Source organism: Planktothrix prolifica NIVA-CYA 540, assembly GCF_963864145.1.
Taxonomy (GTDB): domain Bacteria; phylum Cyanobacteriota; class Cyanobacteriia; order Cyanobacteriales; family Microcoleaceae; genus Planktothrix; species Planktothrix agardhii.
The window spans coordinates 370,350-396,647 of sequence record NZ_CAWLTW010000001.1; the positions used below are offsets into that span (position 1 = coordinate 370,350).

Consider the following 26,298-nt stretch of genomic DNA (forward strand, 5'->3'; position numbering starts at 1 on the left):
GATGTCAACCTCAACTTCTAAACCGTCTATTCTTTGGTTTCAGTTAATCGGATTAGCCTTAGTTCAAGGCGCAATTAGCTTAACTTGGTTACTGTATAGATTATATGTTCCTCAACTCTTAACAACTTTTGGATTTCCCGGTTTATTCCCAACTATTTTAGTAATTGAAAATGCGTTAGGGGTAATTATTGAACCGATAGCAGGAAATTTCTCTGACCGTCAACGGCGATGGCTGGGAACTCGTTTTCCCTTAATTAGTTTAGGAGTAATTTTAGCCTCAGCTTTATTTATTGCCATTCCCGCCTTTTATATTTTTGGTCAATCTCTTAATTCCTTACATTGGATATTCCCAATTCTATTGATTTTATGGGCCGTTGCCATGGCGCTTTTTAGAAGTCCAGTTACGGCTTTATTAGGTCAATATGCTGTACAAACAAAACTCCCCCAAGCCATGAGTATTTTAGTTGTTATGGGGGGTATTGTCGGGGCAATTCGTCCTATTTCTAGTCAGTTTATTCTCAGTTTAGGATCGGGAATTACCTTTACTATTGGGTCTTTAGTTTTATTGGGTTCTGTGGGTATTTTAAGATATTTTAATCCTGATTTGAGCGTTATTCCCCAGTCAGAAGAACCGACTCAAAAATTATATTTCAGAAACTTAGTTTTTGTGGCATTATTAGGGTTATTTGTAGCCTTGGGATCTCGATTAATCTTAGGGGAAGTTTTTCCTCAAGTGATCAAAAATTCAGGCGGGAATACCCAATTAATTATGTTTTCTGGGTTAGTTTTATTAGCATTTACTTCCATTCCTGCGGGATTGTTTGCTGTTAAAATTGGCAATAATAAAGCAACATTACTTGGATTAATAACAACAGCTATTTTATTATTATTCTCGTCTTTTGTTGTGAATAAAATTATAATTATTCTGGTTAGTTTATTAATGATTGCCAGCTATAGTTTAGTCGCCAATGGAATTGTCCCCATTGCCTTTTCTTTATTTCCATCCCAGAAGAGCGGTTTAGGAATAGGAGTATATTTTGGGGCGTTTTCTTTGGCGATGAGTGGATATGATTTCATCATCAAACAATTGGGAACTGTTGACCTTATAATCAATTATCGCTTGGGGATGATGGCATTTTTAATTACAACTTTTTTGGTATTATTTTTGCCGAAATTAACAATTCCTAAAATAACTGAATAAAGACAATTCTGATCTATTCTAAAATAAACCTTAACCGATGTCTAAATTAATAATATCCTCAGAACAGATTAAAGCTATTTCTACCCACGCCGAACAAACCTATCCCCAGGAATGTTGCGGTTTATTAATGGGCGAAATTAACGAAAATTATGATAAAATAATTGTAGATATTATTCCGACAGAAAACGTTTGGAATTCTGAAACAGCCAAAACCTTTGAGGAAGTAGAAACTACTAATAAACCCGTTACCTCAGAACGTAGGTTTACCATTTCTCCTCAACAAATGATTCAAGCTCAAAAACAAGGTCGCGATCGCAATTTAATCATAATCGGAATTTATCATTCCCATCCCGATCATCCCGCCATTCCCTCAGAATTTGATCGAGTTTGTGCGTGGTCAGACTATTCTTATATTATTATTTCCGTCGAAAAAGGAAAAACCACCGACCTGCAAAACTGGAGTTTAGATCAGCATCATCAGTTTCAATCCGAACCCTTAATCACACATTAACCGATCTTCCCCATCCTCAGCTATAATCTATAGTTTTGATGACCCAAATCCCTAACTGGGACGGTTATATTTTTTGTCAAAATTGCTATGCTAAATCCGAATCTGGATGAAATCCAGTTAACGAAAGACGACTACGAACGGTACTCCCGCCACTTGATTTTACCAGAAGTCGGTCTGGAAGGTCAGAAACGCCTGAAGGCGGCGAGTGTACTTTGTATTGGGACAGGGGGACTAGGTTCGCCCTTGCTGCTATATTTGGCCGCGGCGGGTATTGGACGCATCGGAATTGTTGATTTTGATGTTGTTGATACCTCCAACCTGCAACGCCAAATTATTCACGGGACGGCTTGGGTGGGGAAACCCAAAATTGAATCGGCGAAAAACCGGATTTTGGAGATTAACCCCGCTTGTCAAGTTGACCTCTACAATACCCGCATCAGTTCAGAAAATGCCCTCGACCTGCTGCGACCTTATGATGTGATTGTAGATGGAACCGACAATTTCCCGACCAGATATTTGGTGAATGACGCCTGTGTTTTGCTGAACAAACCTAACGTCTACGGGTCAATTTTTCGGTTTGAGGGTCAAGCAACGGTTTTTAATTACCAAGATGGGCCCAACTACCGGGATTTATACCCCGAACCTCCTCCCCCCGGAATGGTTCCCTCCTGTGCAGAAGGCGGGGTTTTAGGGATTTTACCAGGAATGATTGGCGTAATTCAAGCCACAGAAACCGTTAAAATTATTCTGGAAAAAGGACAAACTTTAAGCGGACGTTTGTTATTATATAACGCTTTAGAAATGACGTTTCGTGAGTTAAAATTACGTCCCAATCCTGTTCGTCCAGTGATTGAAAAGTTAATTGATTATGAGCAGTTCTGCGGAATTCCTCAAGCACAAGAACAGGAGGCTAAACAGAAAATGGATATTCCTGAAATCACCGTTGAGGAACTTAAACAATTACTTGATAGTGGGGCGGATGATTTCCTATTAATTGATGTTCGTAATCCCCATGAATATGAAATCGCTAAAATTCCGGGTTCGGTGTTAATTCCTTTACCCGATATTGAGCAGGGAAAAGGCATTGAACAAGTCAAAGAACTGTTAAATAGTCATCGTTTAATTGCCCATTGTAAATCGGGAATGCGTTCGGGAAAAGCTTTAGGGATTCTCAAGGAAGCAGGAATTTCAGGAACTAACGTTAAAGGTGGAATTCTGGCTTGGAGTCGAGAAATTGATGCTTCAGTTCCCGAATATTAATTAAGGTTGTTTAAACCTCAAGTAGAGACGCGCCATGGCACGTCTCTACTTGATACGGATGCGTAGCAAACATTAAAGGATGGAATATAAAACAAATCTGGAATACTGAAGGGGAGAATGTCAAAGACCAGACAGCAAAGTTAGTAATTCTGCTTCTGATAATAGGGTAATTCCTAAATCTTGGGCTTTTTTAAGTTTAGATCCTGCTTCTTCTCCTACAACTAGATAATCTGTTTTTTTACTAACTGAATCCGTGACTTTTCCTCCGGCATTTTGAATTATTTTTTTGGCATCTTCCCTTTTTAAAGTTGGTAATGTTCCCGTAATTACAAAAGTTTTGCCTGCCAAGGTTTGAGGTTCATTACTTTGATTATAGTCTATTTTTTCTGAATTTGCAAGCTCTAATCCGGCGGTTTTTAATCTTTCTATTAATAGTTGATTAGCAGGAAGATTAAACCATTCAGAGACAGAATAGGCAATTTCTGGCCCGATGCCATAAACTCCTTCAATATCGGCGGCGGATGCTGGGGTTAATTGTTCAATACTCTTGAATTTTTGGGTAATTAATTCGGCATTCACACTGCCAACATGACGAATTCCTAAACCATATAATACCCGCGCCCAAGGTTGGTTTTTAGAAGTTGCGATCGCCTGAATAATTTTAGTTGCTGACTTTTCCCCCATCCGGTCTAAAGTCATTAATTGCTCAACAGTTAAATCATATAAATCTGCTACGGAATTAACTAATTTTTTATTAACAAACTGTTGAACTAATTTATCCCCAATACCATTAATATCTAAGGCATCTCTGGAACACCAATGAATCAAAGATCCTTGTAAAATTGCCGGACAAGAATCATTAATACATCTCGTTACCGCCTCTCCTAATGACTGTACAACCGCCTGACCGCATTCTGGGCAATGGGTTGGCATTTCAAACTTTTTAGCGTCCTGGGGGCGCAATTCTAATAATACTTTTACGACTTCGGGAATAATTTCCCCGGCCTTGCGGACAATTACCGTATCACCGATATGCAGATCTAATTCAGCTAGGCGATCGCGGTTATGTAATGTCGCTCTTTGCACCGTTGTACCTGCCAGTAAAATCGGGTTAAGTTCTGCAACGGGGGTTAAAGCTCCAGTTCTCCCCACTTGTACAGTAACAGATTTAATTTGAGTTGGCATTTCTTCGGCGGGATATTTATAGGCGATCGCCCATCGCGGAAATTTCTGGGTAAATCCTAATTTTTCCTGTAGAGATAAGGGATTAATTTTAATTACCACTCCATCGGTCATATAGGGTAAATTGTGCCGTTTTTGATCCCAATATTCACAATATTTGATCACTTCATCTACATTAGAACAAAGTTGACGATTAGGATTAACTTTAAACCCCATTTTTTGCAATAATTCTAAATTATCCCATTGGGTTTGAGCAGAAACTATTTCTAAATTATTCTGTTCGGGAATATGTAAAGTATAGGCAAAAAAATCTAGTTTCCGTTGGGCGACAATTTTAGAGTCTAATTGTCTTAAAGTTCCGGCCGCAGCATTTCTAGGATTAGCAAATAATGATCCCCTTTCTTTTTGTCTTTCTTGATTAATTATTTCAAATACTTTTAAGGATAAAAATGCTTCTCCTCGAACTTCAACTAAATTAGGGGGATTTTCTAGTTCTAATTTTAAGGGAATTGAACGAATTGTTTTCACGTTTTGAGTTATTTCTTCCCCTGTTATCCCATCTCCTCGGGTTGCACCTCTAACTAATATTCCGTTTTCATAAGTTAATGCTAAGGCAGATCCATCTATTTTTAATTCACAAATATAAGTCGGAAATTCTGATGTATTTGTAGCTGTTTTTTGCCCTCGATCTTGCCAAGTTTTTAACTCATTAAAATTAAAAGCATTATCTAAACTGTACAAAGGAATATTATGTTTAACGGATTGAAATTGAGTTGCGGGTTTTTCTCCTACTCGTTGAGTTGGACTATCGGTCGTAATTAATTCAGGATATTGTTGTTCTAAATCTTGCAATTCTCGATATAATTGATCATAAACAGAATCCGCCATTGTGGGCGCATCTAGGACATAATATTCATAACTAGCTTTCTGCAATAACCGTCTTAATTCTTCAATTCGTTGCTGAATTTCTGGGGTAATTTCTATCATTGTTAATACCTCAAACCTGTTAATGTATAGCAGTCGATCTTGGTAGTTAGGACAAAGAAATCTTACGGTTAAGTCTTTTACCCTCTGTTCCCTCCCCCCCAAACCCCCCGTACACGGGGGGTTTGGGGGGGCTGTTCCCTACTATCAAAGATAGTAAAAGGAAGATTAATAAATTAACCTCCCTTTCTCAATTAGGAATTACCGTTTTTCCGATCAATTTTGAGTTTCTATAAATTTAAACCCGTCAATTCAAAGGATTTTTGATCATTTAAGTCGTTCTCTTTGTTCTTATCATTTTGACTTCCACCATTGACTTCAGCCGGAAATTGATTAATTCCTTGCAAAATTCGAGATTCATTTTCCACTTGAAATACATTAGCGTAAAGGTTAGCCACAATCTGTTTTCCTTCTTGGGTTAATTCCAAATATTTCAATGCCGCCGGAATATAAGGAAACACTCCATTCCAGTAAAATTTAGCATAATTTCGGCGTAAATCCCCTGGAGTTTTATAACCTAAAACTTTGTTAGTTCCCACTTCTTCAAATTCATAAAATAGGGAACTAATCTTTTTCAAATACCGGGGATCACTGAGTTGACCTATCAAATCAGCAGCCCGGGCTAGTCCCGAATAATTATGTCGATCTTGATGGGTTTCATCAGCAGGAACAGGGAAACGAGTTAACTCAATATTGCGTTTAATTTGTTCCGCATCAATTAAATTATGTCCCCCAAATCTTTCATCAATTACTAACTTTCCTCGATCAACATGATAAGCAGTTAAACTAGCTGATGTGGCTCCCACAGAAATAGGCACAATTCCATCCCCAATTCCCGTTGCAAATAAACCCAAAGATTCTTGATCTTGACGACAAACACCCTTCACATAGCCAATATCATGACACAGTAAAGAAATGATAAAATGTAACCAGTCTTCGGTCGTAACTCCACCTTCCCGAATATGTTTTCCGCGTAAAATTTCCTGCCCCACTAACGTCACTAACATGGTATGCTCAACGTTGTGGTAAAGAGCGTCACAATTGGCAATATTTTCCAGTGCCATTGTTCCAGCCCAGGCAATAATTTCAGGGTAGTTGGGTTTAAAACCGCCGTAAGTCCGACGATATCCAGCTTGTAATTGCTGAACAAAGACATCAATTAGAATCGCTGTGGCATTAAGCATAACTTATTAGTTAAATAAAGTGCTACAGACCAGATAATTAGCTATCTAGTCATGGGTTTTAAGGCTTAAGCTAATTATATTCTATTAATCCGTTGTCCCGGTGTGGGCAAAATTTCAGATCAACCTAATTTTGAACTGATTATGACATCCGCATTTGATCCCGATTTAGTTTTTCTGTTATACGACAACACCCTACCCGGGGACACCTTGACTAATGGTAGCACAACGGTTCCCGGAGGTGATAGTACCGTTTCTGGCAATAGCAGCTTGAGTGGAAATGGAAATCAAATTCCCCAAGTGACAGATACCCTGGGTGTTAGTCTAGCTGGGACTGGGGCGGCAGATATTATCAGGGGAAATATAGGGCGAGATAGTTTGTATGGTCGCGGAGGAGGAGACACAATTTTTGGTGATGACGGTGAAGATTTGATCGATGGGGAAACTGAAAATGATTATATTAATGGTAATCAAGGTCGGGATTCTATTCTCGGTAGTGATGGAGATGATACCCTATTTGGAGGCAAAGGTGCAGATACTTTAGAAGGTGGAAATGGTAAAGATTTTTTATTCGGAAATAACGATAACGATCTGTTGATCGGAGGGGATGATAATAATAATACCCTGTATGGTGGAGCCGGAGATGATTGTCTGGTTGGAGGAAATAAAGATGATTTTTTATCCGGTGATCGAGGTCAAGATATTTTAGTTGGGGGTGACGGAAAAGATACTTTCTTTATTTCGGTTAATTCTGGTAGTGGAAATGCTGCTTTAACAGATATTATTGTAGACTATAATCAAAATAATGATGTTATTTTGCTACCCAACGATTTAGCTTTTAGTAAACTAAAATTTGAAACAGACCGTGTGAATGGAGTTAACGGTTTATTGATTCGGACAGATGATCGAGATAACCCCACTTATCTAGCATTTATTCCTGGTTTTACAGGCAATTTAACATCGGTTAATTTTAAATCTCTACCTTAATAAATAATAGCAGAAAACAACCATTTAATACAGGAAATTTAATACTAATGTACGGGTTTATCAACCTTAATAAATCTGCCGGATTCACCTCCCATGACTGTGTGGCGCGAGTTCGCCGAATATTACGATTAAAACGGGTCGGACACGCCGGAACCCTCGATCCCGCAGCAACTGGAGTATTACCAATGGCGCTGGGAAAAGCCACTCGTTTATTGCAATTTCTCCCATCCAATAAAGCCTATCATGCTAGAATCAAATTCGGTGTCGCCACCAACACCGATGACTTAGAAGGAGAAACCTTAACTGTTCAATCTGTACCGCATTTACAACTTGAACAAATTCAAGAAATTCTCCCTCAATTTATCGGTAAAATTGAACAGATTCCTCCTATTTATAGTGCGATTCATGTTCAAGGAAAACGCTTATATGATTTAGCTAGAAAAGGAGAAATTATTGAAGTTCCTAGTCGGATAGTAGAAGTTTTTGATCTGAAAATTCTTAACTGGTATCCGGGGGAATTTCCCGAATTAGAAATTGCGATCGCCTGTGGTTCAGGAACCTATATTCGCTCTATTGCTAGGGATTTAGGAGCTATACTTAATACTGGAGCTACTTTAGCTAATTTAATCAGAACCGAAAGCAGTGGTTTTGGTTTAGAAAATAGTCTAACCTTAGAAACCTTAGAAACCCAAGTTCAACAGCAAATATTTTTGCCCCTATCTCCAGATATTCCTTTAAATCATTTAACAAAAATTATCCTAAATTATGAATCAACAAAACGTTGGTTTCAAGGACAATCTATTGTTGTAGAAAATCAAATAATAGAAGATCGTCCCGTGAGTGTCTATGATCAAAATCAACAACTATTAGGAATAGGAAAATTAATCGAAACTCCCGAACAAATTCTCCTTGCTCCTCAAGTTGTTCTCACTGAAAATTAACCATTTTTTTAATATGATCAAAACCCTATTAATTACCCTAATTAAAGGCTACAGATTGTTGATTTCTCCCCTATTTCCCCCCGCTTGTCGCTTCCATCCCACCTGTTCCCAATATGCCATTGAAGCCCTAGAAACCTTTGGAATTATTCAAGGAAGTTGGTTGGCACTCAAGCGAATTTTACGCTGTCATCCCTATCATCCTGGGGGTTATGATCCTATTCCTCCCAAACCCGAAGATTAGACTCTGATAACCCGTAAAAAAAGGGGTAGACTAAGCTACCCCCAATTCTGAATTACTACAAATTAAGACTTAGAATAGTTCAAAGTCAGTAGCTTTCAGAGCAGGATTATTCACAAAGGTAGCTACTTCTTGTGCAGCACCACCAGTGACGAAGTATAACTTACCATTGTTAGAGTCATAAACCAATCCAGCAGTAGCAGCAGGAGTTGCAGGGTTGAAGTTAGCAACCACTGTGAATTCACTGGTTTCTACACTGACACCCAGAGATGTGAACGCACTAGAAGCCAAAGCAATCTTGTCAGTTCCCGATACGAAATCAACCACTACATCGGCATTAGCAGTGCCAACTTGACTAAAGGCAAATGTGTCACTTCCGGCATTACCAGATAAGTTATCATTGCCTTTGTCTCCATTAATGAAGTCATTTCCGTCTCCACCAGCAATCACATCGTTGCCGGCACCACCATAGATGGTATCGTTTCCGGCCCCACCATAGAGGTTGTCATTACCCTGTTCACCCCAGATAATGTCATTGCCGTCATCACCATAAATTAAGTCATTTCCTTCACCGCCACCAAGGATGTCATTGCCAGCGCCACCGGAAATCGTATCGTTTCCTACGTCACCAAAGACGGTATCATCTCCATCACCACCATAGAGCAGGTCATTTCCTTCACCACCAGCAATGAAGTCTTTGCCACCTAGACCATAGATGGTGTCACTTCCTTGGTTCCCGTAAAGCTCATCGGTATCGACGTTGCTACCATAGATCAGATCATCGCCACTGAAACCATAAATGATAACAGGGGCTGCGGCTCCAGCGGAGAGAGTATCATTAAGACCAGCACCTTGAATTAACTTGGTGTCGGCCGTACCTGAAATGCTATTAGCCTTACCTGGGACAGCATTTAGGGCAACTCCGCCCCCTGCTAGTGTTACTGATGCTACGCCTTCGGATGTTACTATCTGAGACATTTAAGTGCTCCTCACTTGAGTTAAATAATGTTAGCGTTTCGATTCTTTGGGGATTCTACAATAGGAACTTAGTTACTGGTAGCTTTAGAGATGATTAAACTTCAACTTACCAGAGATTCCAGTCGGTCAATGAACACCACGCTCAGTTTATCCTAAAGAGAACAAACAATCCAGTGCATTTTAACAGAAAAAGGGACGATGTTGAAAATTGAACAAAGTCCATCTCTTGTAGGTGCAAACAATGGTTTGACACCACCGACTAGAACCCATTGGAGTGAAGCCAAGCACCCGTCAGTAATGAGTAAAAAAATATCGTATCAGCTTAACAGAAGTGTCAATAAAATAGCAAGAGATTGAGAAATTTATATCTTGGTCTTCAATGGACACAACAGGAATACGCCCTGATCTCACATCCGTTCTTGGGTTCGGCAAAACTGGCTATCGCTTGATGTGAAATGATTGACCGCCCGACGGGAGCAAAGGAGTCCTAGATACAAGGATTTCTTGACACCCCCGCTTAGAACTGTCCTCGTGACACCGACCTGGAACCGGACGTAAAAACAATCTGGCTTCTCTGACTGACCTTGTTACTGGGAAGTTCCCAACAGAATCACCGTTTTATTCAAGAAAACTGAATTGATTGATCTGAATCGGCTAAAATGCTTGAAGTTAAACGAATCCCAGCGATATCTATGTCACATCAACAGGAGCCGATGCCACGATTGACTTTACTCTACCAATGGCATCGACACCCCAGCCCCAGTGGGTTAAGAGGATGGCTAACAATCATTTTAGGATTAGGGCTGATATCAGGAATGGGAAGTCCAGTTTTGGCTGGTATCCCAGCGACTCGGCTCAATCCCCCATTGATGTCCCAAAATTTGGCTCAAAATTCAATCATCCATATCGATCCCAATGCTGGACGTGATAGCGAAACTTCTACAGGAAGTCAAACTGGCCCCTATCGTTCGATTACTTATGCGCTGCAAAGGGTTCAATCGGGTACAGTGATTCAACTTAACCCAGGTACCTACAGTCAGGAAACCGGAGAAGTGTTTCCGATATCCCTAAAAGATGGGGTGACATTACAAGGAGATGAAGCCAGCAATGGACAAAATACGGTGATTATGGGGGGGGGAAATTTCGTGAGTCCCACCTTTGCTCGACAAAATGCCACAATTAAAACCCAAGGAAATAGTCAAATTATCGGGGTTACAGTTACCAATCCCAATACTAGAGGAACGGGTTTATGGATAGAATCTTCTAGTCCTGTAGTTAGTGGCTGTACGTTTATTGAAAGTAAGCGGGATGGAATTTTTATTACTTCTGAAAGTAATCCAAAAATCCAGAGTAATATATTTACTCAAAATGCTGGAAATGGGATTTCAATTGCCCGTTCAGGAGCCGGAGAAATTCGGAATAATGTTTTCCAAAACACCGGATTTGGGATCTCGATTAATGATGAAGCGTCTCCTACAATTATGGAAAATAAAATTATCGAAAATCGAGATGGAATTGTGATTTCTCACCAAGCCAAACCTATTTTACGAAACAATTTAATTGAAAATAATGAACGAGATGGAGTGGTGGCGATCTCTCAAGCTCAACCGGATTTAGGCACAACCGCCAGTCCTGGTCAAAATATTATTCGGAGTAATGGTCGCTATGATGTGTATAATGCCACACGCGGTTATACCCTGACAGTTGTTGGAAATGAAATCGATCAAACCCGGGTCTCCGGTGCAGCAGAATTCTGAAAATAAAAAGCCAGCTTCCAACTGAGGGAAGCTGACCTTCATATTTTTATATGTAGATTTGTTATGTTTAGGGTCTTTATACAAACTGACCCCATTTGAGCGACTCAATCGGATTTATGGTTAAGGTCTTTTTGACATCTTCACCGCTCTAAAAGTACGGCGATTCCTAAACCTCACGATTTAGGTTTCTGTTTCTTTGCAACTGCCTCCACCTTCAATAAGTCTTGGTCTTACATTCGCTCCACAGACTATCCCCGCAAGTCCTGCGGTTCTTATGGCTCAACATTTAACAGGAATATCCATACTAGATTGATTCCAGAGAAAGCTGAACTCAATTGATTAACTATATATAATCATGCCAGGGATCAAGGCAAAACCTTGATTTCGTAATATTTTCTTTATTTTCTTTTGTTTGCGTCTTGTATTGTTAGATTGAGAAATATTTAGTTATGTTACTTTCTGTCTGATAGACGGCGACTGGCCTTTTGTTCCCAACGAAATAAACCCACCATTAGGGCCACCACTCCCACCTGTAGAGCTAAGTTTGGTAACGCGGAGGTGATATTCCGTCCGGCTAACAGTTGGGCGAAGAATACCACCGCCCCAATAAAACCTGAAGCCCCAAAACCAATATAAATAAACTGTCGTAAACCCCGATAAGGAGCCATGGCTTCCGCCTTCAGACGGGTATATTGTTCGGGACTCAGTTGGGAGTTTTGTTGAGAATTATTTGATTTAGGAGTTGTCATATTAGTTATCAGTTATTAGTTATCAGTCTATTACCCATTACCAATCACGGATTAACAGGATTACTCAGATTAACACAGATTAAAATCCGTGAAATCTGAACACGGATTAAACGGATTACGCAGATTAACACAGATTAAAATCCGTGAAATCCGTGAAATCCTCTTAAATCCGTGATCTTTATTACCTATTTTTATCTATCTTAATATTAACAAAATTGTCTGAAATAAACCAATCACAACCCCTAAAATTCCCCCTAAATTAACAATCGCCTGTAATTCACTTTTAACTATACCATTAATGGCGGCTTCCAAGTTTTCAGGAGAAGTTTCCTTGACTCGATTAATAATCACCTGTTCAATATTCAAAATCGGAATCACTTGAGCCATAATTTTTTCTATATCCCGTTCTAAATACCGTTCTAAAATTAAAGCTAATTCCTGACTGACTAATTCTAAAGATGTATTCATCACTGGAGAAATTTGTAAACGTTTTAAAATCCAATTTGAAACATTATCCCAATCAATGGATTGACTTAACTCTTGAAGCACATCAATACCTTGTTCTTGAATATAGGTTTTCACAGCATCTCCCATCGTTTTTCTTAACTGTTTGACGGTAGAAACAGGTAAATTTTGTAAAGAGATATTTTGTAACCACTCTTGTAGTCTTTCTCGTAATCCTAAAGATTTAATTAATGCGGTTAATCGTCGATTAGTTTCTTCTTTTTCGTCTAAACAAAAGGTTCGTAAACGGGTTAAACTATTGCGTAATCCCAACAAATTTGCTACCACCCAATAGGTTCCAGTGCTTTGTTCACGGAATCCTTCATCAATAATTGAAATATTTTTATCCGTGAGAAAATCAATTAAAGCCTGTCGCAATATTTCCGGGGTTAATACAACCTCTAACAGCCATTTAGATAGGTGTTGCGATTGTTGATCATTTAATTGAAATTCTAATAAAATTCGATCAAAAATTTGGTTGATTTGAGGAGCCAGAAAGTCATCTTTTTTGGCTAAAACCCTTAAAATTTTAGGTAAAGACTCTCCAATAAAATCCCGTAAAATTCCCGCTAAAATTTTAGCTGTTTTTGGTTCTGTATCGGCTTTAATTTGATCTAAAGCTAGTCTTAAAAACCAACTAATAGCGGCTTGCATTCGTTCTGTTTCGAGCAAACGACGCGCTAATTTTTGTAATTCTTCGGGAGTCAATAAAGACCCCATAATGGTATCGGAAATTCGTTTAGCTAAACGCTCTTGATTTCTGGGAATCAAACCGGGAGTAAACGGAACCCTTCGGCCATAAATCTGTAGCGGTCGATACGGACGAAATAACATTTTAATGGCTAAATCATTGGTAAAATAGCCAATAATTCCACCCACTATCGGAGGTGTGATTAAAACCAACTGTTCAGAAAAATTGACCATTCTTATCGTAGCAGCCCACTAGGAAACCATCTGATGTATTAGCAATTGTCACTGAACACACCGAATACCTAAAACTTAATTGGCTTTAGTGATTACTAATACTCCCATCATACCGCTTGCAATTGGGTAATGTGTGGCGGTTGAAAATCCTGCTTGCTGGGCTAACTGAACTTGTTCTGTACCGATAGGGAATTGATCTAAACTGGGGTTAATATAAGCGTATTCTTCTCGAAACCCAAATCGTTCCGCCGTGCGAACCACAAACTGCTGTAAATACCACTGTTGAAAAGTACGCAATAGGGAACCCGGAGGACGGTGAAAATCCAAAATTGCAGCCTTCGCCCCGGGCTTGAGTACCCGATGAAGTTCCTCAAGACTGCGGGGAATATCTACAACATTCCGTAAACCATAGCCCATAGTAGCACAGTCAAAGGTGTTGTCTGAAAACGGCAATCTTAATACATCCGCTTCTATCCAAGAGATCTTAGCCGTTGGAATAGTAAAGGGTCGGGGTCGGTGCTGGGCAATTTCCAATTGACAACTGGAAAAATCTACCCCAAACACCTGTCCCGGTTCTCCAACCTGTTGTGCTAATAATAGGGCTAAATCTCCACTTCCACAACATAAATCTAAAGCGGTGTCTCCAGGTTTAGCCCCACTCCAGGCTACGGCCATTTTTTTCCAAATCCGATGTTGGCCTAAACTTAACCCATCATTTAACTGATCATAGACCGGGGCGATGCGATTAAAAATCTCTTGAATCGGGTTATTTTCCTGAACCATTCCTCTAATTAGCTGTTAACTATTGCCTATTGCCTATTGCCTGTTGCCTATTGCCTGTTCCCTGTTCCCTTCTTCAAATTGATTAATGCCCCAGACTAATTAAAGCCAAAGCGATTTGTTGAGCCACTAAATGAACCGTGATCAGATCATCAGGACTCATCTGACAAGGCTGTTTCCATTGTACTGATAATAGACCGATTAGTTGTTCCCGATAGGTAATCGGAATATTGATATGGGCTTGAATTCCCGAACTTTGATAGTGAGCCAGAGTAGCTAAGGCGGGATCAGTTGTAATATTAGTCGATGCTTGTACAGTTCTGGTAGTTATGGTTTCCTGAACTAAAGGATCAATCTCTAACCAGTTTTCCACAACACCCGTGGAACTATAATGACCTTCTATAGTAGTTAAGCGATTGTCTTTAATTTGTTGCAAAATACAAACATCGGCTCGGAACCCCGATGCGACGGCTGTGCACAATGCAGTGAGTAAACTTTCTAGGGTCGTCGCTGCTTGGGCCGCTTCCATAATCGTCGCTAACAGTTGGGTTTGAGCCTGAGCGCGATTGAGTTCTGCGGTGCGTTGGTTCAGCAATTGATATGTTTGGGCGGCTCTTTCTACTACGGCTTTGAGTTCATTGGGATCCCAGGGCTTTGTAATATATTTGTACACCTGTCCTGAATTAATCGCATCTACCAAGTCCTCAATATCTGTAAATCCGGTCAAAATAATTCGCACGGTATTGGGGAACTCCGGTACAGTTTTGCTGAGAAACTCCGTACCCTTCATCTCTGGCATTCGTTGGTCGGAAATAATGACCGCCACTTCTCCTTCGGCTGCCAAAATTTCTAAAGCCTGACCCCCGCTTTCCGCCTTAAATACATTAAAGTTACGTCGAAATGTCCGATAGAGCAGATCCAAATTATCCGGCTCATCGTCAACGACCAACATCTTAGGCTTTTTGGGTCTCTGATGGTTCATGAGTTGGCGCTTAACACTTTCTAGTTGGGGAATTTCAACTTCCATCTATACCGATTCTTTTTGAAGAACGTTTATTGATACCAGTTATCAGTTATCGGTGATTAGTGGTTAGATCTGCGATGGCGTCTCTAACCACTGATTTTGTGATTATAGCTGATTACTGATTACTGATTACTGATTAAAGAACTGACCCAGATTAATCCGCCACTCACCAAAAGCACGATGATTAAAGCGATCCCCAAAAATTGATTGTCTTGAGTCTTCACCCCATCCCCAGAGTTCACCTTATGTGAAACCGGGGGTTTGGGAATAGACCGAACGGTCGCCACCGAATTGTTTTGAGGTCGGTAATTTCCTTGGACATCCAGATGATCCAAATCAGGAATTTTTACAAATCCCTCTGGGTCAATATAGAGTTTAGGAGCCTCTAGGACTTCGAGTAAACGACGAGCCTGTTGACGAGTGCCAATATTCGGATGACGAGTCAACTGTTTACATAAAGCGATCGCTTCTTGCCTTTTGCCAGAGGCTTCAAATGCTGTGACTAACCACATTTGGATCTCTCCACCCAGAGGAGAATTGAGTTCCACAGCTTGACGAGCCTGTTCTAAATATTGAACCGACTCTCGATAACGCCCCTGTTCAAAGGCAAACTGACCCGCTTGATATGCAATTTTAACGGTATCTAAGGGTTTTTCAGCCACGGTTTTCCCTATTTAAAACTCATCATAGTTGTTCCGAGGCGCACCTTCCTCCGAATCGCGCTTAGAACCCAATAGGTCTAATTCATCAACCCGAATGACAGGTTTTGATCGTTGAGTTCCAGTACCACGATCCTGCCAATACTCAAACTTTAACACCCCTTTAATCCCAATTAAACTGCCCTTACGGACATAGTTCGCTGCAACTTCTGCCGTTTTTCCCCAAATTTCTAAGTTAAACCAATCGGGTTGATCCGTTTTTTAGTCCGACGGTTAACCGCTAAGGTTAAATTACAGACAACACTACCGGACTATTAGAGTCGATAAAAATGTCACCATTTTTACCTCTCGTTCAGAACCGTGCATGAAACTTTCGCTTCACACGGCTCCTCAGTGACTTGGCTGGTTAGAGTACCTCTTTCTGCGTGTCTGATGTCGTGGCAATGCGTGTGTAGTAACTCAAGATTATTAATTTTGTTATTTGCCCGATTTCTATCAATGTGATGGATTTCAAGCAAGCTATTACTAATGAATCTCAAATTACAGTGGTTACATTTTCCTTCTTGTTTTTTAAGAAGTTTGGATGCCATATTTCTTAGCATTGGATGTTGGCTTAATCTTTGTCCCCAATATGCCCAATCTCCGTTAAAAGGACTTTTTGAGTCTTTTACTTTGATATGGCGACGAATTTTCATGTTCTGGTGTAGTTCCAGTACATATTTATTATCTTGGGTGATAAATTTCCAGCCTAATCCTCTGTTGACCCCCCAGTAAGCTGAAATGATTTCAGTTTTGTTCTGTCCTCGTCCACTTCTTCTGTTAGCCCATCCTCGCAACTTGGAAAAAATTATGCTGTCCATTTTGCTAAAGGTATCTGCGCTTGCCACCGTTGAGTAGTATGCTGCCCAACCCCGTATTACTGGATTTAAGGCGTTAATAACTTGCTCTTGGCTTGAGGTACGATTCCTTTTCAATAGGTCATCAATTTTAGCCAGTTGTCTTTGAATAGCTTCTTTACTGGGTTTAATGAGCGTTTTATGTCCTCTTTTATTTTCAGTTCCGCCGATTGACCCACTTTGTTTGTCACTACATGGGTATTGTCGGATATTGAAACCTAGAAAGTCGAATCCCGTTTTTCCTTCGTGATTTTCAAAGGTATGGGTGATTCTGGTTTTGCTTTCTTTGAGGGTTAGCCCTATTTCTTTTAACCATTCTTCGATTACTAATTTTGCTTTGAGGATTACTTCTAAATCTTCATCCATAATTACAAAATTATCGGCATATCTTACAAAGCTTATGTCACGCTTTTGACTGGTTTTGCCGACTCTCCGACTGAATTTACCTTCTAGGGCGTTTTCTATCCCATGTAAGGCGATATTTGCCAATAGGGGCGATATGACCCCACCTTGCGAAGTTCCTTCATCCGTTGGAAATAGTTTTTCGCCTGACCCAACCCCTGATTTTAGCCATGCTTTGATTTGCCGTCTAAAGGTGGGTGAGGTTTCTAATTTATCGAGTAATTTTGAATGGTTAATTTGGTCGAAACACTTTTCAATATCAGCGTCAAGAACATATTTCGGTTTTTGATTGATGCCATTGAAAATTGCCGCTATTGCGTCATGTGCTGACCGCCCTGGTCTGAATCCATAAGAGTTAGGCTCAAATTTAGCCTCCCATTCGGGTTCAAGGGCCAGTTTCATTAGGGCTTGTTTCGCTCTATCCGTCATCGTGGGTATTCCCAGAGGTCTTTTTTCCTCTTTGCCTGGTTTTGGAATCCATACCCTTTTGGTGGGGTCGGATTTGTCATTGAAGTGTAACTCTTTGGCTAACCTGATTTTCTGAGGATTGCGAAGACGCTTTATCCTATCAATGCCGGGAGTATTTTTACCCTTGTTATCTTGGGTCACTTTCCTGAGCGCCAGAACTTTGGCATACCACGAATTAGTCAACAGCCTTTGTAACTTACGAACTGCCTTAACATCACCACGTTCAGAGGCTTGATAGATTCTCTTTTGAAGCTTGAAAACATATCTCTGGACTTTTGCCCAGTTTATTGTTTCCCATTCATACATCGGTTTAAGAGCCGTGTTCATGACATTTGCACCTTTACTTGATTTTCTATCTCCAAATCACCGTGATTCCGTCAGCATATCCTTTAGATTTCCTAAAGGCGTTGGCTTCTGAATCAATCTCGCTTCTTAGCATCATGCGGCTTGACTGCCTACTCAGGTTTTCGACCTCCTGAGAGATTACACAAGAAGTTATCTCGTTCCTAATTCCTGCTTTGCGATGAGGTTAGAGTCCTGCTATCCAACGGGTTTCTTTGGGAATGCTCTAGGTCACACTTCGAGATGCCTAGCCCTTATCCTTGCCTTTTGGCCCAGCCGATAACCTATGTAGGCTGTTGTCAATGACGTTGGTTCAGTCGCAGATTTAGTTTCCTTACTCATGCTCATCTGGGCTAGAAGGGATTCCCTGATAGGTTCACCAGTTACCTCCGTTATGCCCCGCTTCACCAGTTTGATGGTCAGTCTCTCCAGTGGGAGCATTGCTTCGTCTTGCATTTAGACGGTGGGAATTGATTTCTAAAGATTTGCTAAGTTTGTAACATTTCTTGGAAATCTCACCCACTCAGGAATTAAGTTATCAAGGACTTGTATCTTATCTACAATTCCTTCCAAGCGTTACGCTATCAGATGTTGATGACTTTTACGCTTAACGAGTCGCACCAAAGTATTTGACTTCTGGATCGCCACCAGCGCGACCAACCAACGTAACAATATTTAGGCTCATAAGAAAATAATCATGGAATAGTGGATATCGAGGTTCTTCAGACCTTGGGTAAAACACAAGGATCACCGAAACTAAATCCTTGGTATTTTTAACTTACACCGCCGGGAAGTCCCCCGCTCTAACTGTACCCAGGTAAGCGGTGGGATGAAAGGCGGGTCAACGTAGGTACGGAGTTGACCCCATCTTTCCGATTATCTCTACTGTTTTTAGTAGTATGTAGTAAGATATTCGGACCAGGAGGTGCAAATCGAGTGCTAAATCAAGCTGTACAAGTCCGTCTGTATCCAACTGCATTGCAAAAAGCACTACTAGCCCAAAGATTAATCACGGATTTCTCACGGATTAAGAGGATTTCACCGATTACATCTTTAACTTCGTATTAGATAAATAATTTAGTGCGAAGCAAGGAATATAATCCGCGTTAATCCTCTTAATCAGTATAATCGGTGTCAAAGAAATTAGCGCGTAAACAAAAAGCCTGTACTGAGCCCTTCGGCTACGCTCAGGAGAGCCCCAGTCGAAGTGGGAGTCAGTCAAGACAAAAGTATAGAAAAATTGTGGCCGCATTATACGAACGAGTTAGTAATTCCCGGCAAGATTTTCTACATAAACTTAGTCATAAGTTGGTCAGCGATAGCCAAGCTGTCATAGTGGAGAATCTTAATGTCAAATTTGCGTCTGGAGTGCTATTATTGTCACAGGTTTTTAAATTGAGCATAATTAAACAACCTAAAAACTTAACTAAATTGGTTAAGTGCGGAGTCACACCTAACCGTGTTGCTGTTTAATAAAGCTAAATTTGAACAAAAACCTAGATATAAATTAACAACAACTCTTCAACCTAGATCTGGGTTCTCGATCAATGTGAGTTATTGCCTTAATCCTAAGTGTCCAAATCCAACTGATCCGGCAAACGAGAATCGGCGCACTTGCTGTCAATGTGGCTCGGATCTTTTGCTGGAAGGACGGTATCGTGTGATCAAACAACTTGGAGGAGGAGGTTTTGGCAAAACCTTTGAAATTGATGATCAAGGCAAATGTAAGGTTGTAAAAGTTTTATTAAAAAATCATCCTAAAGCCGTCGCTTTGTTCAAACAAGAAGCGAAAGTTTTGAGTCAGCTTAATCATCCTGGAATTCCTAAAGTTGATCCCGATGGCTATTTTACCTATCTTCCCAAAGGGAGTGACGAAGCCCTTCACTGTTTGGTGATGGAGAAAATTGAAGGGCTAAATTTACAAGACTGGATGAAAGAACGAAAAAAAGAACCCATCAGTCAAGAACACGCTTTGGAATGGTTAAGAGAACTGACTGAGATCCTAGAGCAAGTTCATAATTTGCAATACTTCCATCGGGATATTAAGCCTCAAAATATTATGAGGAAACCCAATGGACAGTTAGTATTAATTGATTTTGGAACTGCAAGGGAAGTTTCAGGAACCTATATTGCTAAGGTAGAACAGGGGCAAAATGTAACCGGGATTGTTTCCCCTGGATATACACCCCCAGAACAAACGAATGGCAAAGCTGTTCCTCAATCCGATTTTTTTGCCCTGGGACGAACTTTTATTTATTTATTAACGGGAAAACCTCCCACTGCTTATCCAGAAAATCCTCGAACTGGAAAGTTATTATGGCGAAAAGGTGCGCCCAATCTTTCTGATCAATTTGCGGGAACTATTGATTTTTTGATGGCCCCTTTTCCGGGTAATCGCCCTCAGACTCCGCAAGCAATCTTGAAATGTTTAGAAGATATTCAACCTCTAGGCGATAACAAAGAAGTTCCCTCGCCTTCCCCCACGGACAAAAAGCAAGTTAAGCCAAATTGGAATAGTGGGTTTAATTTTTCTATTCCTAAAATTACATTTCCTAAAATTCAGCTTAAATACTTCTGGGTTTTAGGAACATCCTTAATGGTATTGGGCGGAGTTTATACACAAATTGATGGCTATATCCGTTATGGATTTATCCCGGCTAATCCAATTTTAATTTTAAAAGGATTGCCAGGCAGTATTTTTTTAGAGAGGTACGAACGAGCCGTTGGTGAAATTTATGCTATTGTGATTAGCCCCGATAATAAAACCCTGGCTGTGGGGAGTTTTGGGGCAATTAAAATTTGGAATTTAACAACAGATGTCAAACCACGAACGATTGCAGCCCATTCTAGTTGGGTCAAGGCTTTGGCTATTAGTCCCAATAATGCAACCATAGCCAGTGGTAGCAATGATAAAACGATTCGTCTGTGGGATTTAAAGAATGGAAAGAAAACACGAACAATTGAAGGACATACTGAAGGTGTAAATATCGTTGTTTTCAGTCCTGACGGTCAGACCTTAGCCAGTGGGAGTGATGATAAAACTATTCTGATTACGCCTTTAAATACGGGATCTCGACAATTCATGTTTACGGGTCATGAAGGCGCAATTCATGCCCTTGCATTTAGTCCTGATGGTCAAACTCTAGCCAGTGGAAGCTCAGACCAAACAATTCGGTTATGGAATTTGGAGACGGGCACTCGTAAACGAAGTATCTCAGGTCATGACGGTAGCATTAATGCTCTGATTTATCATCCAGATGGCAAAACCCTAATTAGTGCCAGCGATGATGGTACGATTCGGCTATGGAACCCAGATACGGGAGAACAAAAAGAAGTCTGGAAAGCTAATAATAGTCCTGTGAAATCATTGGCAATCACAAAGGATGGTAAGACTCTTGTGAGTGGGGGTGATAGTGTAATTATTTGGGATCTAAAAACGGGCAGAAAACGGGTGACTTTGTGGGGTCATGATAAACCTATTAATGCTTTAGATGTAAGTTCAAATGGTCAAATTGTAGTTAGTGGTAGTGAGGATAAAACCATTAAAATTTGGCGAATGCCTTAATGAGTTATCAGTAAAAAAAAGAAGTTAAGAGTTAACTCTTAACTCTTAACTCTTAATTCTTAATTCTTACACTGATAACTGTTTACTGATTTAGAAGCGGAATTGAGTCCGCAGAGTTCCGACCACGATTGTATTGTTATTGCTATTTTGATCGGGGTTAGTAACTACATAGAAACCAGGAGTAATGGCGATGTAGTCGTTGAGAGGATAGCGGTAGAAACCTTCAATGTGAATGGAGGTATCTCTATCTTCTAAAGCACTGATATCATGGCTGGTTACTTTAGGAGGCATCCCGACAATTAAGCCACCTAAGCCACCTTCTTTCAGGACATCGGGGAACGCTAGAGAAACAGCCCAGTTAATAATGGTTGCGCTGTCATTACCGCCATTCTTTTGGTTAGCCCAGGTGGAACCAACCCAGCCACCCAACTCAAAGTGCTGGGCGATGCGCCAGTTGGCTTGGAAACCTACGTTTTCGCTGGTAGTTGCATTCTCACCAAAAGGTTTATTGGCAATCCAACTTCCTGTGCCTCCAGAGACATTGACAATGCCATTAGTAAAGTAGCGGTGGTTATACTCTAAACCCACACCAATCTTAGGACTGGGTTTAAACACCAATTGCAGACCCGCACTGTAGCCCCCATTGAATATACCCTGACCTTGGTTGGCTAAAGATGAACTGGCCTGGTCAGCCAAGTAGCCTAAATTGACTTTAAACTGATCACTGAAGGCATATTTCAGACCCACACCTGTGCCTTGCGGCCCTCGGAAGGTAGTCGGGTTATACCGACCAAAGCGGGAAAGTGCTCCATCTCCAGAACCACCAAAGGGGGTTACTGTATCATAGATATCATCATTGTCAAGACCCTTAGCTCCAACGAAGACATTGCCTTTACCATTGGCGATGGGGAAGCGGTAGTACAACTCATCTAATATGACACCATTATCCACACCATCGATGCTAGTACGACTCATCAAGGTATTGGTGATGTTGAAAGCAGACAGGTTAGGAATAGATTGAGCTTGTAAACGAGTTCTCAACAAATCCTGACCCGTGAAGCTCGTATCAAAGTTTAAACGGGCGCGGTAGCCAAAATAGGCTTCCGTGGGATCACTATCCTTGCCGGCAAATTGACCCACTACGTTATAGGTAGCCCGATCTCCAGCAGCGTCTCCACCCCAGAAGATAACTTCTCCACGCAGTTTAGTAGTGGTAGAGAACTGATTAGCTTCTAATTCGGCGGTTCTAGCTTCTAAAGCATAGACACGACCGCGCAGAGTGGCTAATTCCGCAGCAAATTCTTCTTGTAACCGTTGCAGAACGGCTAAATCTTCACGGGTGACTAAATTGGCTACAGACGCAGCAATTAGTTCGTTAACCCGCTCTAAACAAGCATTTAAACCGGCTGCAAACTCAAAACGAGTCATGGCACGGTTGCCTTTGAAGGTTCCATCGGGATAACCCGCGATACAACCATAGCGTTCAACCAAGGATTGTAAGGCTTGGAAAGCCCAGTCAGTGGGTTGAACGTCAGATAATTGAGAAACTGAAGTAACCTGCTCTAGGGCATCGGCAGCTTCAGCATATTCGTTAATTTGTTCTAAGCCTGAGACGCTGGTTTCGCTCGGCTCAGTTGATGACATCTGAGCCACTTGGAACTCAGAAGCTTGAGCAGTTTGTAGTGGGGCCGAAGCCTCTGAAGTTAGGCCGTTTAACTTTTGAGCCGTGGCAACAGTCTGCGGTTCGTTCTCGTTTGTAGCCTCACCATTGACTAAATTGGTGGGTTCAACCGCAACATCAGGGGTCAAAGACAGGGCTAGTTGCTCTGCGGATGACTCGGAATTGGCTTGAGGTTGCAACTCATTATTCTGTCCAGTGGTCGGAACTGCACGGGCAGCTTCGAGGGTGATGGTCGCTGTATCTGTCGCATTTGCCAATTTCTCCGATGGAGCCTCGGTTGCGAAGGCTGCATTCGTTAAGAGAATAGCCGCTCCCAGAACGCCTGGACTATGCTTTAGAGTGTTCAATAAAACTTTGTTCATCATCTCAATTCTCACACCGACACTTAAAATACCACAAAGCAAGGGAGTCCCTAGCTCGACTGAACCAATAGTATCATATCTTAACTATAGTTTTTCCACAGTCAAGTGGGGGAACAAAAGTTAAGACTTGTTTTCAACCGGATTCAATCGGTATAACCTTTACTTAGAGAGGGTTTGGCTTCTCTACAATTTGTTCAGAATTTATCCGTCGAATTGCCACTAATGATGGTTTGGGTGGATCATTGGTTTGTTTACTGGGCCAATTTGATCCCCAAGGAACTTGACGAGTTTGGATAAATTCTTCTCCTTGGGTGGTTTGTAAAGCAAATTCGAGGGTTTTTGTTGCCATATCCCGGCGAGTTTGGTTCTTTTCCCCCGGATGTTGGACAGCAATAAATAGGGTTTTTTGATCAGAAGTAAAAAATGGCCCAGTTAGTTCGCATTCCATTGGCCCAAGGGCAAATAAAAAGGCTTGACCTAGATTTTCCCCTGATGTTGGTAAAAACCAAAACGAATTATTACCATATAGTCCCAATAACTCTGTATCTTCTAAGGGTTGTTGATTCTTGTCAAGACGGCCCTGGGCAACGGGTTTATTATGTTTGCTGGTGGAAATATCCGTCACCATCCATAAATTCCCGATGCCGTCAATGGCTAAATTATCAGGGTTGGCAAATCCTAACCCTCCTTGGGCTATTTCTCCTCCGGTGGCCACCATTTGCCATCGAAAGGTCATCGCTTGAGGAACATTCCCATCTTCCACCAAACGCATCAGCCATCCATACTCATATTGTTTCTTTTCCGAAGGTGCTTGAAAAATTTCTAGGTTAGGGCCCCCGGTTTGGGCATCGGCTGTACCTGATGTGAAGGCAATAAATAAAGATCCATCAGGCGCGATTTCCGTATCTTCAGGACGAGCCGCACAGGTCGCGCCCACGGCACTAGCAGCTAAATGGGCATCAATCAAAATTGCTCCTTGTTGTTCTTCTGGAATTCCGGTATACAAATCTCCTAGGGTTTTAAACTGTTGTTTGAAGTTTTGGATATCCTCATCGGTTTTAGCAAGAAAACTCCCACCTTTTGGTCGTTGGGGTAAGGCAATAATTCCCCCGGCATGAACATTTGGCTGATCAGGATTTATAGTCGTATCCGCTTTTAACGGAATCCATTGCCCTGTACCATCAGGATTAAATTTGGCCGCATATAACATCCCATCAGTTAATAATTGGGAATTTTTTTTGTCTTGGGGGTCTTTAACTGTCCCTTTGCTGACAAATTTATATAGGTGTCCACTGCGGCGATCGCATCCTGAATAAAACGCCAAGGGTTGACCGACTTCGACCCGAATTCCCACCGCTTCATGGCGATAACGTCCTAACCAAGTGTGTTTTGTGCCATAGTCCTGGGGGTTTGTCGGATCAACTTCTACGATCCAACCATATTTGTTTCCCGCTAGTCCAAATACATTACCCAAACCCTCCATTTCTTCTAATAAAAAAGGAGTTTCACCAGGAGGATAAGTTGTTCCATCGGGATAAACGGCTTCAGTTACCTGACTTTGGAAATTTTCTTCCGCACTCAAGACCGTCCCCCAGGGAGTTGTTCCTCCGGCACAATTAGCGAAAGTTCCAATAATTTTGGAACCTAATTGATCATTGTACCCCTGACCTTTTTTTGTAAATATGGCAACGGCTGGCCCGGTAGCTTTTAAATATTGCTTATTTTCCCACCCCGATAGTCCGCTAATAACTCGATCAGCAGCAGAATGGGTTCTGATCCAGCGGCCATCGGCTTGACGTTGAACTGATATTACGCCTATACCCAGATCGGTTAATCCTGCTTTGGATAGTTGTAAAATATTCTGTCGTAATAGGTCTTTTTCTGGTAATTCAAAAGCATTAATTTTTTTGTTCTGATCCGATTGAATTTTTTTCAGGGGTAAGGTTTTACCAATTACCTGTTGATAGGTTTCTAACCAAATCTCGGCACTAATATATTCAAAGTTAACGGTTAAAAAACCTTGATTTTCTCCCGTTGCTATAAAGGAAACATAATCATTATTATAGCCAAATCGAGAATTTCCTACTTTGTCTCCCCAAGTAGCAATAACATCATAAGTAAATCCTTCAGGTAGAACTAAATCATCAACGATTTCGTAGGTACTATAGGCTTGAATTTGTTGTGCAGAAAGGGAATTATCACTAACTGGAATTACGGATTTAGAAGTTTGGGCTTGAATCAAATCTAAGCTATTAGGTAATGGCCCTTTAATCGGTTTGAAAGGTAAAGATTGAGTAAATTTTGGTTCCGGGGATGAGATGATCTTAGGTATCTTAGAGGAATTCTGACATGATCCAACGGCTAATGTCGTAAATCCTGCACCCAAAAATAATAGAAAATCACGACGATTCACAGACATAAATTTGTGTTAAATTCTGAAAAGGGAATTACAAATTACGAATTACGAATTACAAATGGGGAATGGGGATGTTGCTTGTTTCCTTAATAAGTCTTTTCTGTTGCCTGTTTCCTGCCCCCTTAATTTTAATACAAATAAATTTAAACTCTATAGTAATTACTGCTACGCTTTTTAAGCTGTTAAAGCTATTATTTATTGCTATTAAATATTTTCAATACCAACAAATATTCACTCTATTTAATAACCAATAATTACGAATTACGAATCAATAATTACGAATTGAGAATTAAAGATTAATAATTC

Annotated in this window: 20 protein-coding genes and 1 pseudogene; 9 read left to right on the plus strand and 12 right to left on the minus strand. The window is 40.8% G+C overall.

Going from position 1 to position 26,298, the window contains the following annotated elements:
* Position 1: 1 nt before the first annotated feature.
* From AC559H_RS01670 to moeB, 3 genes are all read left to right on the plus strand, one after another.
* On the plus strand, positions 2–1,201 hold the full coding sequence (locus AC559H_RS01670) for an MFS transporter (RefSeq protein ID WP_026793655.1): 1,200 nt from the start codon (positions 2–4) through the stop codon (positions 1,199–1,201).
* A 37-nt stretch (positions 1,202–1,238) separates the two neighbouring features.
* Positions 1,239–1,712: a M67 family metallopeptidase gene (locus AC559H_RS01675; protein WP_026793654.1), complete on the plus strand. Its 474-nt coding sequence runs from the start codon at positions 1,239–1,241 to the stop codon at positions 1,710–1,712.
* Positions 1,713–1,799: 87 nt separating this feature from the next.
* Positions 1,800–2,972 carry a molybdopterin-synthase adenylyltransferase MoeB gene (moeB, locus tag AC559H_RS01680; RefSeq protein ID WP_026787201.1) on the plus strand — a complete coding sequence of 391 codons (1,173 nt, stop codon included), beginning with the start codon at positions 1,800–1,802 and terminating at the stop codon, positions 2,970–2,972.
* A 120-nt stretch (positions 2,973–3,092) separates the two neighbouring features.
* Here moeB and ligA read toward each other — a convergent pair whose 3' ends face one another.
* Together ligA and AC559H_RS01690 are read right to left on the minus strand one after the other, a co-directional pair.
* The gene (ligA, locus tag AC559H_RS01685; protein ID WP_026787202.1) at positions 3,093–5,141 is read right to left on the minus strand and encodes an NAD-dependent DNA ligase LigA; all 2,049 of its coding nucleotides are present in this window, start codon (positions 5,139–5,141) and stop codon (positions 3,093–3,095) included.
* 227 nt (positions 5,142–5,368) lie between these two features.
* Positions 5,369–6,322 (minus strand): Npun_R2479 family HD domain-containing metalloprotein, encoded by a 954-nt coding sequence (locus AC559H_RS01690; RefSeq protein WP_026793653.1) that lies wholly within the window; start codon positions 6,320–6,322, stop codon positions 5,369–5,371.
* Between the two features lie 141 nt (positions 6,323–6,463).
* Here AC559H_RS01690 and AC559H_RS01695 point away from each other — a divergent pair, with 141 nt between their 5' ends.
* From AC559H_RS01695 to yidD, 3 genes are read left to right on the plus strand one after another with little or no spacing between them, the layout of a single operon-like run.
* On the plus strand, positions 6,464–7,306 hold the full coding sequence (locus AC559H_RS01695) for a calcium-binding protein (protein WP_026793652.1): 843 nt from the start codon (positions 6,464–6,466) through the stop codon (positions 7,304–7,306).
* A gap of 47 nt (positions 7,307–7,353) precedes the next feature.
* A complete protein-coding gene (gene truB, locus AC559H_RS01700; RefSeq protein ID WP_026793651.1) occupies positions 7,354–8,247 on the plus strand; it encodes a tRNA pseudouridine(55) synthase TruB in 894 nt (297 codons plus the stop codon).
* A gap of 16 nt (positions 8,248–8,263) precedes the next feature.
* Entirely contained in the window at positions 8,264–8,488 is a 225-nt protein-coding gene (gene yidD, locus AC559H_RS01705; RefSeq protein ID WP_026787206.1) for a membrane protein insertion efficiency factor YidD, read from the plus strand.
* A gap of 69 nt (positions 8,489–8,557) precedes the next feature.
* On the opposite strand, the gene AC559H_RS01710 is transcribed toward yidD, so the two are convergent.
* Entirely contained in the window at positions 8,558–9,463 is a 906-nt protein-coding gene (locus AC559H_RS01710) for a calcium-binding protein (protein ID WP_026793650.1), read from the minus strand.
* Positions 9,464–10,176: 713 nt separating this feature from the next.
* Between AC559H_RS01710 and AC559H_RS01715 the strand changes: the two genes are divergently transcribed.
* The gene (locus AC559H_RS01715) at positions 10,177–11,220 is read left to right on the plus strand and encodes a DUF1565 domain-containing protein (protein ID WP_233423001.1); all 1,044 of its coding nucleotides are present in this window, start codon (positions 10,177–10,179) and stop codon (positions 11,218–11,220) included.
* A 452-nt stretch (positions 11,221–11,672) separates the two neighbouring features.
* Here AC559H_RS01715 and AC559H_RS01720 read toward each other — a convergent pair whose 3' ends face one another.
* The 7 genes and pseudogenes from AC559H_RS01720 to ltrA all read right to left on the minus strand — a co-directional run bounded on the left by AC559H_RS01720 (position 11,673) and on the right by ltrA (position 17,953).
* Positions 11,673–11,969 carry a DUF3493 domain-containing protein gene (locus AC559H_RS01720; protein ID WP_026793649.1) on the minus strand — a complete coding sequence of 99 codons (297 nt, stop codon included), beginning with the start codon at positions 11,967–11,969 and terminating at the stop codon, positions 11,673–11,675.
* A 195-nt stretch (positions 11,970–12,164) separates the two neighbouring features.
* The gene (locus AC559H_RS01725; RefSeq protein ID WP_026793648.1) at positions 12,165–13,397 is read right to left on the minus strand and encodes a DUF445 domain-containing protein; all 1,233 of its coding nucleotides are present in this window, start codon (positions 13,395–13,397) and stop codon (positions 12,165–12,167) included.
* Positions 13,398–13,472: 75 nt separating this feature from the next.
* On the minus strand, positions 13,473–14,180 hold the full coding sequence (gene ubiE / locus AC559H_RS01730) for a bifunctional demethylmenaquinone methyltransferase/2-methoxy-6-polyprenyl-1,4-benzoquinol methylase UbiE (protein ID WP_026787210.1): 708 nt from the start codon (positions 14,178–14,180) through the stop codon (positions 13,473–13,475).
* Positions 14,181–14,262: 82 nt separating this feature from the next.
* The gene (locus AC559H_RS01735; protein WP_026793647.1) at positions 14,263–15,204 is read right to left on the minus strand and encodes a response regulator; all 942 of its coding nucleotides are present in this window, start codon (positions 15,202–15,204) and stop codon (positions 14,263–14,265) included.
* 119 nt (positions 15,205–15,323) lie between these two features.
* Positions 15,324–15,863 (minus strand): tetratricopeptide repeat protein, encoded by a 540-nt coding sequence (locus AC559H_RS01740; protein ID WP_026793646.1) that lies wholly within the window; start codon positions 15,861–15,863, stop codon positions 15,324–15,326.
* A gap of 12 nt (positions 15,864–15,875) precedes the next feature.
* Positions 15,876–16,171: pseudogene (gene ssb, locus AC559H_RS01745) on the minus strand (single-stranded DNA-binding protein); the annotation flags it as partial.
* 30 nt (positions 16,172–16,201) lie between these two features.
* Positions 16,202–17,953, minus strand: a complete 1,752-nt coding sequence (gene ltrA, locus AC559H_RS01750) for a group II intron reverse transcriptase/maturase (protein ID WP_026787213.1) — start codon at positions 17,951–17,953, stop codon at positions 16,202–16,204.
* A 1,146-nt stretch (positions 17,954–19,099) separates the two neighbouring features.
* Between ltrA and AC559H_RS01755 the strand changes: the two genes are divergently transcribed.
* Positions 19,100–19,441: a transposase gene (locus AC559H_RS01755; protein WP_026787215.1), complete on the plus strand. Its 342-nt coding sequence runs from the start codon at positions 19,100–19,102 to the stop codon at positions 19,439–19,441.
* A gap of 187 nt (positions 19,442–19,628) precedes the next feature.
* Positions 19,629–21,533 carry a protein kinase domain-containing protein gene (locus AC559H_RS01760; RefSeq protein WP_330949134.1) on the plus strand — a complete coding sequence of 635 codons (1,905 nt, stop codon included), beginning with the start codon at positions 19,629–19,631 and terminating at the stop codon, positions 21,531–21,533.
* 90 nt (positions 21,534–21,623) lie between these two features.
* On the opposite strand, the gene AC559H_RS01765 is transcribed toward AC559H_RS01760, so the two are convergent.
* Positions 21,624–23,576, minus strand: a complete 1,953-nt coding sequence (locus AC559H_RS01765) for an iron uptake porin (RefSeq protein WP_026793644.1) — start codon at positions 23,574–23,576, stop codon at positions 21,624–21,626.
* Positions 23,577–23,739: 163 nt separating this feature from the next.
* The gene (locus AC559H_RS01770) at positions 23,740–25,995 is read right to left on the minus strand and encodes a PhoX family protein (RefSeq protein ID WP_026798419.1); all 2,256 of its coding nucleotides are present in this window, start codon (positions 25,993–25,995) and stop codon (positions 23,740–23,742) included.
* Positions 25,996–26,298: the final 303 nt, after the last annotated feature.